Source organism: Sphingobacterium athyrii (genome assembly GCF_003071065.1).
GTDB lineage: Bacteria > Bacteroidota > Bacteroidia > Sphingobacteriales > Sphingobacteriaceae > Sphingobacterium > Sphingobacterium athyrii.
Genome location: NZ_QCXX01000008.1, coordinates 84,281 through 97,910, shown reverse-complemented (window position 1 = coordinate 97,910; position 13,630 = coordinate 84,281). Strand labels below are relative to the sequence as shown.

At 39.4% G+C, this 13,630-nt stretch carries 20 protein-coding genes; all 20 read left to right on the top strand.

Annotated elements, in window-relative coordinates; genetic code table 11:
• Positions 1-72: 72 nt before the first annotated feature.
• The 20 genes from rpsH (at position 73) to DCO56_RS23660 (ending at position 13,619) form a co-directional block, all read left to right on the top strand.
• Positions 73-471: a 30S ribosomal protein S8 gene (gene rpsH, locus DCO56_RS23755; protein WP_046674876.1), complete on the top strand. Its 399-nt coding sequence runs from the start codon at positions 73-75 to the stop codon at positions 469-471.
• Positions 472-492: 21 nt separating this feature from the next.
• Complete coding sequence (gene rplF, locus DCO56_RS23750) at positions 493-1,047, top strand: 50S ribosomal protein L6 (RefSeq protein ID WP_108636198.1); 555 nt, start codon at positions 493-495, stop codon at positions 1,045-1,047.
• A gap of 5 nt (positions 1,048-1,052) precedes the next feature.
• Positions 1,053-1,406 carry a 50S ribosomal protein L18 gene (rplR, locus tag DCO56_RS23745; protein ID WP_088160091.1) on the top strand — a complete coding sequence of 118 codons (354 nt, stop codon included), beginning with the start codon at positions 1,053-1,055 and terminating at the stop codon, positions 1,404-1,406.
• A 12-nt stretch (positions 1,407-1,418) separates the two neighbouring features.
• Positions 1,419-1,937: a 30S ribosomal protein S5 gene (gene rpsE / locus DCO56_RS23740; protein WP_104385209.1), complete on the top strand. Its 519-nt coding sequence runs from the start codon at positions 1,419-1,421 to the stop codon at positions 1,935-1,937.
• 5 nt (positions 1,938-1,942) lie between these two features.
• On the top strand, positions 1,943-2,122 hold the full coding sequence (gene rpmD / locus DCO56_RS23735; RefSeq protein WP_046674880.1) for a 50S ribosomal protein L30: 180 nt from the start codon (positions 1,943-1,945) through the stop codon (positions 2,120-2,122).
• Between the two features lie 119 nt (positions 2,123-2,241).
• A complete protein-coding gene (rplO, locus tag DCO56_RS23730) occupies positions 2,242-2,688 on the top strand; it encodes a 50S ribosomal protein L15 (RefSeq protein WP_108636197.1) in 447 nt (148 codons plus the stop codon).
• A gap of 3 nt (positions 2,689-2,691) precedes the next feature.
• Positions 2,692-4,029: a preprotein translocase subunit SecY gene (secY, locus tag DCO56_RS23725; protein WP_108636196.1), complete on the top strand. Its 1,338-nt coding sequence runs from the start codon at positions 2,692-2,694 to the stop codon at positions 4,027-4,029.
• A gap of 9 nt (positions 4,030-4,038) precedes the next feature.
• A complete protein-coding gene (map, locus tag DCO56_RS23720; protein WP_104385207.1) occupies positions 4,039-4,821 on the top strand; it encodes a type I methionyl aminopeptidase in 783 nt (260 codons plus the stop codon).
• Between the two features lie 74 nt (positions 4,822-4,895).
• Complete coding sequence (gene infA, locus DCO56_RS23715; protein WP_002997456.1) at positions 4,896-5,114, top strand: translation initiation factor IF-1; 219 nt, start codon at positions 4,896-4,898, stop codon at positions 5,112-5,114.
• Between the two features lie 45 nt (positions 5,115-5,159).
• On the top strand, positions 5,160-5,276 hold the full coding sequence (gene ykgO / locus DCO56_RS23710; RefSeq protein WP_013665024.1) for a type B 50S ribosomal protein L36: 117 nt from the start codon (positions 5,160-5,162) through the stop codon (positions 5,274-5,276).
• 28 nt (positions 5,277-5,304) lie between these two features.
• On the top strand, positions 5,305-5,682 hold the full coding sequence (rpsM, locus tag DCO56_RS23705; protein WP_108636195.1) for a 30S ribosomal protein S13: 378 nt from the start codon (positions 5,305-5,307) through the stop codon (positions 5,680-5,682).
• Between the two features lie 10 nt (positions 5,683-5,692).
• Complete coding sequence (gene rpsK / locus DCO56_RS23700; RefSeq protein WP_108636194.1) at positions 5,693-6,082, top strand: 30S ribosomal protein S11; 390 nt, start codon at positions 5,693-5,695, stop codon at positions 6,080-6,082.
• 60 nt (positions 6,083-6,142) lie between these two features.
• Entirely contained in the window at positions 6,143-6,751 is a 609-nt protein-coding gene (rpsD, locus tag DCO56_RS23695; RefSeq protein ID WP_108636193.1) for a 30S ribosomal protein S4, read from the top strand.
• A 96-nt stretch (positions 6,752-6,847) separates the two neighbouring features.
• The gene (locus tag DCO56_RS23690) at positions 6,848-7,840 is read left to right on the top strand and encodes a DNA-directed RNA polymerase subunit alpha (RefSeq protein WP_077438111.1); all 993 of its coding nucleotides are present in this window, start codon (positions 6,848-6,850) and stop codon (positions 7,838-7,840) included.
• A 130-nt stretch (positions 7,841-7,970) separates the two neighbouring features.
• The gene (rplQ, locus tag DCO56_RS23685; protein ID WP_108636192.1) at positions 7,971-8,474 is read left to right on the top strand and encodes a 50S ribosomal protein L17; all 504 of its coding nucleotides are present in this window, start codon (positions 7,971-7,973) and stop codon (positions 8,472-8,474) included.
• 159 nt (positions 8,475-8,633) lie between these two features.
• Complete coding sequence (locus DCO56_RS23680; RefSeq protein ID WP_108636191.1) at positions 8,634-9,779, top strand: aspartate aminotransferase family protein; 1,146 nt, start codon at positions 8,634-8,636, stop codon at positions 9,777-9,779.
• A 140-nt stretch (positions 9,780-9,919) separates the two neighbouring features.
• Complete coding sequence (locus tag DCO56_RS23675) at positions 9,920-10,882, top strand: Rossmann-fold NAD(P)-binding domain-containing protein (protein WP_108636190.1); 963 nt, start codon at positions 9,920-9,922, stop codon at positions 10,880-10,882.
• 52 nt (positions 10,883-10,934) lie between these two features.
• Positions 10,935-11,732: an acetylglutamate kinase gene (gene argB / locus DCO56_RS23670; protein ID WP_108636189.1), complete on the top strand. Its 798-nt coding sequence runs from the start codon at positions 10,935-10,937 to the stop codon at positions 11,730-11,732.
• Between the two features lie 26 nt (positions 11,733-11,758).
• Entirely contained in the window at positions 11,759-12,565 is an 807-nt protein-coding gene (gene proC / locus DCO56_RS23665; protein ID WP_108636188.1) for a pyrroline-5-carboxylate reductase, read from the top strand.
• Positions 12,555-13,619 carry a M20 family metallo-hydrolase gene (locus DCO56_RS23660; RefSeq protein ID WP_108636187.1) on the top strand — a complete coding sequence of 355 codons (1,065 nt, stop codon included), beginning with the start codon at positions 12,555-12,557 and terminating at the stop codon, positions 13,617-13,619. Before proC ends, DCO56_RS23660 begins: the two co-directional genes overlap by 11 nt.
• Positions 13,620-13,630: the final 11 nt, after the last annotated feature.

Here is a 13,630-nt window from a genome sequence, read left to right as displayed (position 1 = left end):
AAATTGTTTAACAGATAGCAGGTCTCATACCAATGGTTGGGAGGGAAACCGCTGTCGCAAATTTCATATATAATGACTACAGATCCAATTGCGGATTACCTTACACGAGTAAGGAATGCCATCAAGGCCAACCACAGGGTTGTTGAAATTCCTGCATCGAACCTTAAAAAAGAAATCACTAAAGTTCTTTTTGACAAAGGTTACATTGCTAATTACAAATTCGATGAGAATGGCGTACAGGGTACGATCAAAATCGCATTGAAATATAATCCAATTAGCAAAATTCCGGCTATTCGTACGTTGACACGTGTGAGTAAACCTGGTTTAAGAAAGTATGCAAGCGTTGATACTATGCCTCGTGTTTTGAATGGTTTAGGTATTGCTATCTTGTCAACATCGAAAGGTGTTATGACAGATAAAGAAGCTAGACTTCAAAATGTTGGTGGTGAAGTTTTATGTTACGTTTATTAATCTAGGTAAAAACACAAAGAAATGTCAAGAATTGGAAAAGCGCCTATCGCTATCCCTGCTGGGGTAACTGTTACTATTTCGGACAAAAACTTAGTTTCAGTAAAAGGTCCTAAAGGCGAATTAACACAACAGGTTGACCGTGACATCACGATTGCTCAAGAAGATGGCAATATCGTCGTAACACGTCCAACTGATCAAAAGAAACACAAAGCATTACACGGTCTATACCGTTCCCTGTTGAACAACATGGTTCAAGGTGTGACTGAAGGTTACAAAACTACTCAAGAGTTAGTCGGTGTAGGTTACCGTGCCACAAGTACAGGTAATGTATTAGAGTTAACTTTAGGTTTCTCTCACCAGATTGTTTTTGTATTGCCAAAAGAGGTTAAAGTATCAACTACTGCTGAAAAAGGTAAAAACCCTACAATCACTTTAGAATGTGCTGACAAACAATTGATCGGTCAGGTAGCGGCAAAAATCCGTGGCTTCCGTAAACCAGAACCTTACAAAGGAAAAGGTATCAAGTTTGAAGGTGAAGTATTGAGAAGAAAAGCAGGTAAATCAGCTAAAAAATAATAATCATGGCAGGACAAAAAGCATCTCGTAGAGAGAGAATCAAAAAAGGAATCAGAAAAAACCTTGCTGGAACGTCTGAACGTCCACGTTTATCGGTTTTTAGAAGTAACAAAGGTATCTATGCGCAAATCATTGATGACAATGCAGGTAAAACATTAGTTGCTGCATCTAGCTTGTCAAAAGAATTTGTTGCATCCGGTAACAAAGTTGATCAATCTAAAGCTGTAGGTAAATTGGTTGCTGAAAAAGCAGTAGCAGCAGGTATTAATAAAGTAGTTTTTGACCGTAATGGGTACTTATACCATGGCCGTATCAAATCTTTGGCTGAAGGTGCTCGCGAAGGCGGTTTAGACTTTTAATCATAGAAAGAAATGGCATTAAGCAATATAAAAAGAGTAAAATCAAGCGAAATTGAATTAAAAGATCGCTTAGTAAGTATCCAACGTGTAGCTAAAGTTACTAAAGGTGGTCGTACTTTCAGCTTCTCTGCAATTGTTGTAGTAGGTGATGAAAACGGTATTGTTGGTTACGGTTTAGGTAAAGCTAAAGAGGTAACTGAAGCAATCACTAAAGGTATCGACGACGCAAAGAAAAATTTAGTGAAAGTTCCTGTAATCAAAGGTACTGTTCCTCACGCACAATATGGTAAATATTCTGGTGGTTCAGTTTTGATTAAACCAGCTGTTGGTGGTACAGGAGTTTTGGCAGGTGGTGCAATGCGTGCAGTATTGGAGTCTGCTGGTATCAAAGACGTATTGGCTAAATCATTAGGTTCTTCTAACCCACACAACGTGGTAAAAGCAACTGTAACTGCCTTAGCAAACATGCGTGATGCATATACAGTGGCACAGCACCGCGGTGTCGATTTGAATAAAGTATTTAACGGTTAATTATCATGGCAAAAATCAAAATCACCCAGATAAAGAGCGTTATCGACAGAAGCGAGCGCCAAAAGAAAACTATTGAGGCATTGGGTTTGAAAAGAATCAACCACTCAGTAGAAGTTGAAGCTACTCCATCAATCATTGGAATGGTACGTAAAGTAAACCATTTAGTAGCTATCGAAACTATTTAATATTAGCATATGGAAGGGGTCTTTGGGCTCTTTCCATTACTTGTTATTAATAATAATTATTTTTTAATCGCTAGTACCTGTTTAGTGAGAGCGAAGGGCTAGCACAATTTAGTTTAAAAATGAACTTAAGTAATTTAAAACCTGCAAAAGGTGCAGTAAAAAGTAGCAAACGTATTGGCCGTGGTACTGGTTCTGGTCGTGGTGGTACTTCTACACGTGGTCACAAAGGTGCTGGTTCTCGTTCAGGTCACTCTACGAAAATCGGTTTCGAAGGTGGTCAAATGCCTTTGCAACGTCGTGTGCCTAAATTTGGTTTCAAAAACATCAACCGCGTAGAGTACAATGGTGTAAACTTGGATACTTTGCAAACGTTGATCGAGAAATTCAATTTGACAGCTGTAGATTTCGATGCATTGAAAGCTCATGGATTAGTGTCTAAAAATGACAAAGTAAAAATCTTGGGCCGCGGTGAATTGAAAGCTAAAGTTGAAGTAACAGCGCACGCGTTTACTGCTTCTGCTCAAAAAGCTATTGAAGCTGCAGGCGGTTCTATCGTTAAAATTTAATAAATGAAGAAACTAATCACAACCTTAACCAATATTTGGAAAATCGATGATTTACGTACGCGTATTCTAAATACCTTACTTTTTCTTTTGATTTACCGTATTGGATGTCACGTGGTATTACCAGGTGTAAATCCTCAGGCTTTGGCTTCCGGTCAAAAAGAGGGTTTATTGGGCTTACTGGATATGTTTGCGGGGGGATCATTCTCTCGTTCGGCTATCTTTGCTTTAGGGGTAATGCCATATATTTCGGCATCCATTGTTGTTCAATTGCTGGGCATCGCGGTTCCTTACTTCCAAAAGATGCAGAAAGAAGGGGAAAGTGGTCGTCAAAAAATGAATCAGATTACTCGCTATTTAACATTAGGGATTACTTTGCTTCAGGCTTTTGCTTATGTACGTACTCAGATCGAGCCAAGTGCTAAAACAATCGCAGACCCATTGTTCACTATTCTGACTGCCATAGTTTTGACAGGCGGTACTTTATTTGTGATGTGGTTAGGAGAAAAAATTACGGATAAAGGTATCGGTAATGGTATTTCTTTGATCATCATGACTGGTATTATCGCTCAATTGCCAAGTGGTATCACTGCGGAATGGGTTTCTAGAATGGCGAAAGGTGGTGGTGGTCCAATTCCATTGTTGCTTGAATTTGTGGCTTTGTTCTTCGTCGTGATCTTTACGATCTTGATCGTACAGGGAGTTCGTAAGATTCCTGTGCAATACGCGAAGAAAATTGTCGGAAACAAGCAAGTCGGTGGAGTACGTCAGTATATACCGTTAAAGGTAAATGCTGCAGGTGTAATGCCGATCATTTTTGCACAGGCGATCATGTTTGTGCCAATGAGTTTAGGACAGTTCTTCCCAAATCTTCAGTCGGAATTTTTGACTTCGTTGAGTAACTATACTTCTGTAGCGTACAACGTGACTTTTGCGGTGTTAATTATCGCATTTACGTTCTTCTATACAGCGATCATGGTGAATCCGCAACAGATGTCAGATGACATGAAGAAAAACGGAGGTTTTGTTCCGGGTATTAAACCGGGATTGGAAACTAGTAATTTTATAGACCGCGTAATATCAAATATTACATTTCCAGGTGCAATTTTCTTAGCGATTATTGCTATTCTACCTGCTATTGCAAGTTTGTTTGGTATTAATAATCAATTTGCACACTTCTACGGAGGTACGTCCTTATTGATTTTAGTAGGTGTGGTGTTGGATACTTTGCAACAGATCGAATCTCATTTATTGATGCGTCATTACGATGGATTGATGAAAACAGGTCGTATTAAAGGTCGTTCGGCCGCGTCTGTTGAGGGAATGGATCATTCGGCAATTTAATTTCTTTAGATGTCTAAAGTATTTTATAAGTCAGCAGATGATATAGAGCAATTGCGGAAGTCAGCAGATGTGCTTTCGCAATTGCTTGGTGAAATCGCAAAAGTGATTAAGCCTGGGGTAAAAACTATATCTCTTGATAAATTAGCTTATGAGTATATTCATGATAATGGCGGTACGCCAGCGTTCTTAAATTATCATGGATTTCCATACTCTTTGTGTATCTCTGTCAACGATCAGATTGTACATGGTTTTCCGAGCGATTATGAAATTAAAGATGGTGATCTTGTTTCAGTCGACGGGGGTGTCAATTTGAACGGTTTTATCAGTGATTCAGCTTACACTTTCGGTGTCGGTGAGATTTCTGAGGAAGCTCAATTGTTGTTGGATGTCACAAAGGAATCATTGTACAAAGGTGTTGAACAGGCTGTGGCCGGTAAACGTGTTGGGGATATTTCCTCTGCGGTCCAAGAGTACGTGAGCAAGTTCGGTTTCGGAATTGTGCGCGAACTGGTCGGACATGGCGTTGGATATCATTTACATGAAAAACCAGAAGTTCCAAATTATGGAAAACGTGGTGCAGGCCCGAAGTTGGAAGAAGGTTTGGTTATTTGTATCGAGCCGATGATCAATGCGGGACGGGCAGGTGTTCGTTTTTGGGACGATGGTTGGACAGTAAGTACAGTAGATGGGAAGTTATCGGCGCACTTCGAACAGATGGTTGCCATCCGAAAAGGTGAACCAGATGTGTTGCTGACATTCGAACATGTAGAGAAAGTTTTGAACAAAAAGTAGTTGGTTTTCAATTATTTTTATTTATCTTTGCACTCCTGTTCGCAGGCTTTTAAATTAAATTTAATCGAGAATATATGGCTAAACAAGCCTCAATAGAACAAGACGGTATAATTAGAGAGGCACTTTCTAATGCTATGTTTAGGGTAGAATTGGAAAATGGACATGAAATCATTGCCCATATTTCTGGTAAAATGCGTATGCACTATATCAAAATTTTACCTGGGGATAAAGTTAAATTGGAAATGTCTCCGTATGATTTGACTAAGGGGAGGATTACTTACCGCTATAAATAGTCGTAATCCTTTTAATTAGCACAAGCTTTTGAAAAAATAAATATCATGAAAGTAAGAGCATCAATAAAAAAACGTAGCGCGGACTGTAAGATCATCCGTCGTAAAGGTAAAGTTTTTGTAATCAACAAAAAGAACCCGAAGTTTAAACAACGTCAGGGTTAATTCATTAAAAATAATAGCTTAATATTATATGGCAAGGATAGCAGGTATTGATTTACCTAAAAACAAAAGAGGTGTGATCGGCCTTACCTATATTTTTGGTATCGGTCGTACAAGAGCTCAATATATCTTGGAAAAAGCTGGTATCAGCGAAGATGTGAAGGTACAAGAGTGGAATGATGAGCAATTGGCAGCAATTCGTAGCATCATCAATGATGAATTGAAAGTAGAAGGTTCATTGCGTTCAGAAATCCAATTGAACATCAAACGTTTAATGGATATCGGTTGTTACCGTGGATTGCGTCACCGTAAACACTTACCAGTTCGTGGTCAACGTACTAAAAACAACTCACGTACTCGTAAAGGTAAACGTAAGACAGTTGCAAACAAGAAAAAAGCTACTAAATAATAAATAAGAAATGGCTAAAACTAAAAAAGCTGCAAAAAAGCGTATCGTTGTTATTGAACCTATAGGTCAGGCTCACATTAACGCAACGTTTAACAATATCATTGTAACTTTGACTAATAATCAAGGACAAACTATTTCTTGGTCTAGTGCCGGTAAAATGGGTTTCCGTGGTTCAAAAAAGAATACTCCATATGCTGCTGGTCAAGCTGCGCAAGACTGTGGAAAAGTTGCTCATGACTTGGGTTTACGCAAAGTTGAAGTGTTTGTTAAAGGACCTGGTGCTGGTCGCGAATCTGCAATCAGAACATTACAAACTGTAGGAATCGATGTGACTACTATTAAAGATATCACACCACTTCCTCACAACGGTTGTCGTCCTCCAAAACGCAGAAGAGTTTAATTAATTTAAAGATAAGATTCATCGGCTATAGGCTGATAGATACTTTAATTGTAAAAGAAAATGGCTAGATATACAGGACCTAAGTCCAAAATTGCCCGTAAATTTAGAGAGCCGATCTTCGGCCCTGATAAAGCGTTAGAAAAGAAAAATTACCCTCCTGGACAACACGGAGCTTCTAAACGCAGAGGTAAACAATCTGAATATGCTATTCAGTTGTTAGAAAAACAAAAAGCAAAATACACTTATGGTGTATTAGAGCGTCAATTCGCTAACTTATTTGTTAAAGCTTCCTCTAAACAAGGTATTACAGGTGAGATCTTCTTGAAATTATTAGAAGCTCGCTTGGATAACGTAGTTTACCGCTTAGGTATTGCTACTTCTCGTGCTGCTGCTCGTCAGTTAGTATCTCATAAACACATTACTGTTAACGGAAGTGTTGTTAACATTCCATCATATAGCTTGCGTCCAGGTGACGTTGTAGCAGTTCGTGAACGTTCTCAAACGCTTGAAGCCATCACTAATTCAGTTGCAGGTCGTACTGTAAATAAATTTTCTTGGTTAGAGTGGAATGCGAAAGAATTAACAGGTACTTTCTTAAGCTATCCGGAAAGATCTGATATTCCTGAAAACATTAAAGAGAACTTAATCGTTGAGTTATACTCTAAATAATAAATAAAATAGAAGTATGCATAGTCCAGTTTTGGGGTATGCATCTTTCTGTTGTATTACAATTATTATTACAAATAAAACATTAAAAGAAAATAAATGGCAATTTTAGCATTTCAAAGACCGGATAAAGTTATCATGCAGAAATCTACGGATTTTGATGGTACGTTTGAATTTCGTCCATTGGAGCCTGGTTTTGGTGTAACCATTGGTAATGCTTTGCGCCGTATTCTATTGTCCTCGTTAGAAGGATATGCAATTACGTCGATAAGGTTTTCTGGCGTTTCGCACGAATTTTCAACGATCAAAGGTGTTGTTGAAGACGTAACTGAAATTATCTTGAACTTGAAACAGATCCGTTTCAAAAAAACAGGTGAGATTGGCGACAACGAAAAGGTATTTGTAGTAATCAATGGTCAAGAACAATTCTTAGCTGGTGATATCACAAAATTCTCTAATAACTTTACTGTCTTAAATCCAGACTTGGTAATCTGTAACATGGATAACGCAGTGACAATTGAATTGGAATTGAGTATTGCTAAAGGTCGTGGATATGTAAATGCAGATGAGAATAAAGTGACTGATGCGCCGGTAGGTGTTATCGCTATCGATTCGATCTTTACTCCGATCAAGAATGTTAAATATACCATTGAGAATTACCGTGTAGAGCAAAAAACTGACTACGAGAAATTGTTGTTGGATATCTCTACAGATGGCTCAATTCACCCCGAAGAAGCTTTAAAAGAGGCTGCTAAGATCTTAATTCAACACTTTATCTTATTCTCTGATGAGAATATGCTGCTTGAGTCGCAAACAAAAGAGGAAACTAAAGTCGTCGATGAAGAAATCTTGCACATGCGTAAGATTTTGAAAACAGAATTGGTAGACCTTGACCTTTCAGTGCGTGCATTGAATTGTTTGAAAGCTGCTGATATTCGTACATTAGCTGAGTTGGTAACTTACGACGTAGCTGATATGTTGAAATTCAGAAACTTCGGTAAAAAATCGTTAAGTGAAATTCAGGAATTGGTTAAATCCAAAGGTTTATCATTCGGAATGAACTTGGCAAAATATAAATTAGACGAAGAATAATAATTTATTAAGCGACCACTATATGTAATTCCTCTTGAAGCTGATTGCTGGACGAGATGGGCAGTTGCCTTTGAAAAGTTTAGCAATTTATATAAAACAAGAACGGTATATATAGTATAATAAAATCAAAATGAGACACGGAAAAAAAGTAAATCACTTAGGCCGTACGGATAGCCATAGAAAAGCAATGTTGGCTAACATGGCGACATCATTAATCCTACACAAACGTATCACAACTACTTTGGCTAAAGCTAAAGCATTGCGTACGTATGTAGAGCCTTTGATTACTAAATCTAAAAACGACACAACACACTCTCGTCGTACAGTATTCGCTTATTTGAAAGATAAAGACGCAGTTTCTATCTTGTTCCGCGAAATTTCTGAAAAAGTAGCTAACCGTCCAGGTGGTTACACTCGTATCATCAAAATGGAAAACCGTTTAGGTGATAACGCGGAAATGGCTTTCATCGAGCTTGTTGATTACAACGAAATCTACGGTAAAAAAGCTGCTGCTGAGAAAAAAGCTACTCGTCGTCGTGGCGGTGCTAAAAAAGCTGCTGCTCCTGCTGAGACCGAAGCTCCTACAGAGGTAAAAGCTGAAGTAGAAGGTGAAGAAAAAGTTGACGGAGAATAATATTGATCCCGTTACAAATAAAAAAAAGTCCTCTTTTTAAGAGGACTTTTTTTATTTTATGACCATTCCTACCGTTATAACTGATATATTTGTAATGCTAAAATCTGATAGCTTTTTCTATTACTAGCTATTTCGTTTATCAATCTATAATTCATTAAGATGAAACCATTTGATGTTTATCCCATTAATCCCATTAACATAGTTAAAGCTAATGGATCTACGGTGTGGGATGCCGAAGGAAATGCTTATTTGGACTTGTATGGTGGCCATGCCGTGATATCGATCGGACACACGCATCCACATTATGTACAACGTATTACAGAGCAGTTGAATCGTATCGGATTCTATTCTAATTCTGTTGAAATTCCAATTCAGCGTGAACTTGCGCGATTGCTTGGCGAAGTATCTGGTAAGGTTGATTATGACTTATTCCTTTGTAATTCTGGGGCCGAAGCGAATGAAAATGCTTTGAAGCTTGCTTCTTTCTATAATAAGAGAAAAAAAGTAATCGCGTTCTCTAAATCGTTTCATGGTAGAACATCGCTGGCTGTGGCTGCGACCGACAATCCAAGTATTGTTGCGCCTGTCAATGAGACTGACAACGTCGTTTTTCTTCCGTTCAATGATGAGGAAGCACTAAAGGATGCATTTTCAGCTTATGGCACGGAAATTTCCTCTGTTATTATTGAAAGTATCCAAGGTGTTGGTGGAATTAGGGAAGCGTCTGTTACTTTTCTTCAATTGATCCGCTCACTTTGCGACCAATATAATGCCGTATTTATTGCTGATGAGGTGCAATGTGGCTATGGTCGGACAGGTTTGTTCTATGCACAGGATTATTCTGGAGTAGACGCGGATATCTATACCATGGCCAAAGGGATGGGAAATGGTTTTCCTATCGGGGCAATAAGTATCTCTCCTAAGTTTAAAGCTTCCCACGGTAGTTTAGGGACAACCTTTGGTGGCAACCATTTGGCCTGTGCAGCGGCTTTGGCTGTTTTGGAGGTGATTCAACAGGATCGTTTGATGGAGAATGCGAATGCTGTAGGACAGTATCTCATTGACGAATTAAAGAAAATTGAAGAGATCGTAGAAGTAAGGGGCCGTGGATTGATGATCGGAATCGAGCTTCCAGCATCTTTGGCACATGTAAAGAAAGATCTTTTGTTAAAGAATCGTATTTTTACTGGGGAAGCTAAACCTTACGTTATTCGATTGCTTCCAGCATTGAATATTACCAAAGAACATGCTGATCAATTTTTATTGGCATTAAAAGAACATATAAAGGCGGTTGTAGTCGCTTAACGATAATTAGATGAAATAATAAGGGTGACTTCTCCGTGTAAGGGGGAACCTATCTGAATTGTTTCTTCAGCATAAATAAACAAAGCGGGTAGCACAATGCATTGTGTCCTAGAAAAGACTCGCATAAATGATTTATATAGATGAAAAAGTTTTTCTCTGTAAAAGACGTATCCAGTGTAGCAGACGTTGTCCAAGAGGCGTTGGCGCTAAAAGCGGCACCTTATGCTAACCAAGATCTTGGTAAGCATAGAACCTTGGGTCTTGTGTTTTTAAATCCTAGTTTACGTACACGTTTGAGTACTCAAAAAGCGGCGATGAACTTGGGTATGAATGTCATGGTTATGAACATGGACAAGGATGGCTGGGCGTTGGAGACACAGGATGGTGTCGTGATGAACGGCAGCACTGTTGAACATATCCGTGAGGCAGCAGCCGTCATGGGTGAATATTGTGATATCCTTGGCTTACGGTCTTTTCCGAAGTTAAAAGATCGGGAAGAAGATTACAGTGAGGATCTATTCAACAAATTTATTAAATATTGTGGTGTACCTGTTGTTTCGCTTGAAAGTGCAACACGCCATCCATTACAAAGTTTAACGGATATCATTACGATCACCGAACATAAGAAGACAGCGAAACCAAAAGTTGTATTGGCTTGGGCTCCGCATGTGAAAGCTTTACCACAGGCTGTACCGAATTCTTTTGCGGAATGGATGTGTCAGGCGCAAGCGGAAGGACTTGTCGATTTTACCATCGCGCAACCTATGGGCTATGAACTCAGTAAGGATTTTACGAAGGGAGCGACAATTTCAACAAATCTAAATGAAAGCCTGAAAGATGCTGATTTTGTTTATGTGAAAAACTGGTCATCCTATCAGGAGTATGGCGAGGTATATACCGTTGACGAGGATTGGATGATGGATAACGAGAAGTTGTCTTTGACGAATGACGCGAAGGTCATGCATTGCTTACCGGTAAGACGGGATTTGGAATTATCATCCGAGATTTTAGATGGACCAAACTCCTTGGTGATTAAGGAAGCAAGTAATCGTGTCTGGGCGGCACAGGTTGTTTTAAAACGAATGCTGGAAGATCTAGTCTAAGATCGGTCTTTTGATTATTGAGAAACTATTTTTATTTGGGAAAAGTTGCGTAATGGCTAATAGTGTATTAAATATTATAAAAATTGGAGGAAATATTATCGACGATGAGGGTCTTTTAGATTCTTTTTTAGAGAAATTTTCCGCACTGTCAGGGAAGAAAATCCTCGTGCATGGCGGTGGCAAAATTGCGACACGTCTTGCAAGTGAGCTTGGTCTACAAGCGCAAATGGTTGATGGCCGCAGAGTGACAGATGAAAATATGCTGCGTATTGTGACGATGGTGTATGCTGGATTGACAAATAAGACCATCGTTGCCAAATTACAAAAACTAAAATGTGATGCTGTTGGCTTGACAGGGGCTGATGGTGATGTAATTAAGGCTATAAAGAGACCTGTCAAAGATATTGACTATGGTTTTGTTGGAGATTTATTGCATGATTCTGTGAATACATTGGCAATAAAAAAATTCCTGGAAGCAGGCTTTGTTCCGGTATTCTCTGCCATTACGCATAATGGTTTAGGGCAGCTGCTCAATACCAATGCGGATACCATTGCATCTTCTTTAGCGGTCTCTTTGTCGTCCCTGTATGAGACTTCGTTGGTTTACTGCTTCGAGAAAAATGGAGTATTACGTGATGTGACCGATGAAAATTCGGTGATACCAACGATTAAATCTGATGAATTTGAATATCTTAAAGAATCGGGCATTGTCAATGATGGTATGATTCCAAAATTGCAAAATGCATTTAATGCGATAAATAAAGGTGTTCAGGAGGTATATATTGGTCATGCCAATAATTTGCACTTGTTTCAACAGGGGCAGTTCGGTACCTGTTTGACATTAAAATAATCATGTAATCTAATCTAAACCCAACTATGAAAAAGGTCACTATCATCGGAAGTGGCAATATCGGTCTTTCCTTGGCGAAAGGGCTTGTTAAAAGCGAGTTCGCCAGTGCTGCCGATATTACATTGACCCGCAGAAATCTGAATGCTTTGGCTGAGGAAGCAAGCCAGGGATTTTCGGTAAGTAATGATAATAAAGCTGCTGTTAAAGGTGCTGATATTATTGTATTCGCCATATTACCGCAGCAGCTAAAAAAGGTATTGGTTGAAGTCGCTCCCGAAATAGATAAGAAAAACCAGATTTTTGTTTCCATTGTATCTGGTGTTTCCTGTGCTGACCTGAGAGCCGTATTGGGTGATGATGCGACGGTCGTACGTGCGATGCCAAATACGGCTATTGCCATCGCTCAGTCGATGACTTGTATTGCGAGTGATAATGCTTCGGAAGGTAGTCTAGCTGAGGTAGAAAAGATGTTTGAGACCGTTGGTTCGGTAGTCATTATAAATGAAGATCTGATGACTTCGGCAACAGCCTTGTGTGCCTGTGGAATAGCTTTTTTCTTACGGGCTATACGAGCGGCATCACAGGGTGGAGTTGAGATTGGTTTCCATGCACATGATGCCTTAAAAATGGCTGTGCAGACGGCTAAAGGTGCCGCAGATTTATTATTGCATACGAATGCGCATCCTGAGGGCGAGATCGATAAGGTAACTTCACCGAAAGGGTGTACCATAGCTGGATTGAATGAAATGGAACATCATGGTTTTAGTTCGGCATTTATCAAAGGAATAAAATTGTCTGCCGATAAAGCAGGAGGACTATATCATGAAGGATAAGGAGAGCTTATTCAAAGATAGCTTAGCTTTATTGAAACAGTTGATCGCGCTTTCTTCCTTAAGTCGGGAGGAGGTCCTGACAGCTGACCTGATTGAGGCATTTTTCAAAGAAAGGCTCATTAAAACCTTTAGAAAGGGGAATAATGTTTGGGTATACAACAAACAGTACGCACTAGATAAACCGACTATTCTGCTTAATTCGCACCATGATACGGTAAAAGCCAATCCGGGGTATACTCGTGATCCATTGGCACCTTCTGAGGAGGACGGGAAACTGTACGGTTTAGGAAGTAACGATGCGGGCGGATGTCTGGTGTCGTTGATCGCCACTTTCTTGTATTTTTATGACGAGAAGGACTTAAAATACAATTTTTGTCTAGTGGCGAGTGCCGAGGAGGAAATATCGGGAAGAAACGGGATTGAGTCCGTCCTGGAGGATATCGGACCTATTGATTTTGCAATTGTTGGCGAACCGACACTGCTGGATTTAGCTGTCGCCGAAAAAGGTCTGATGGTATTGGACTGCAATGCAATAGGGGTAGCGGGCCATGCTGCTCGTAATGAGGGTGACAATGCTATTTATAAAGCAATTAAAGATATTCAGTGGTTTAAGGACTATGCTTTTGAAAAAACATCAACTACCTTAGGCCCGATAAAAATGTCCGTGACAATGATTCAAGCAGGATCGCAACATAATGTAGTGCCGGCCAATTGTAGTTTTGTGGTCGATGTACGGACAACTGATGCTTATACAAATGAAGAAACACTGGCGATCATCAAATCTCATGTTACTTCGGAAGTTTCGGCTCGATCTACTCGTTTGAAATCATCAGCTATTCCGGAGGAACATCCTATCGTTCAGGCAGGAATAAAACTTGGTCGTAAGCTATATGGATCTCCGACGATGAGTGATCAGGCGCTTATTCCGGTACCTTCTTTGAAACTGGGGCCCGGAGACAGTGCAAGATCGCATATGGCTGATGAATTTATTTATATTAATGAAATTCGGGAAGGAATAGATTTGTATGTGGCTATGCTACAAGAGATAGTATAAAAAAAGCTTCC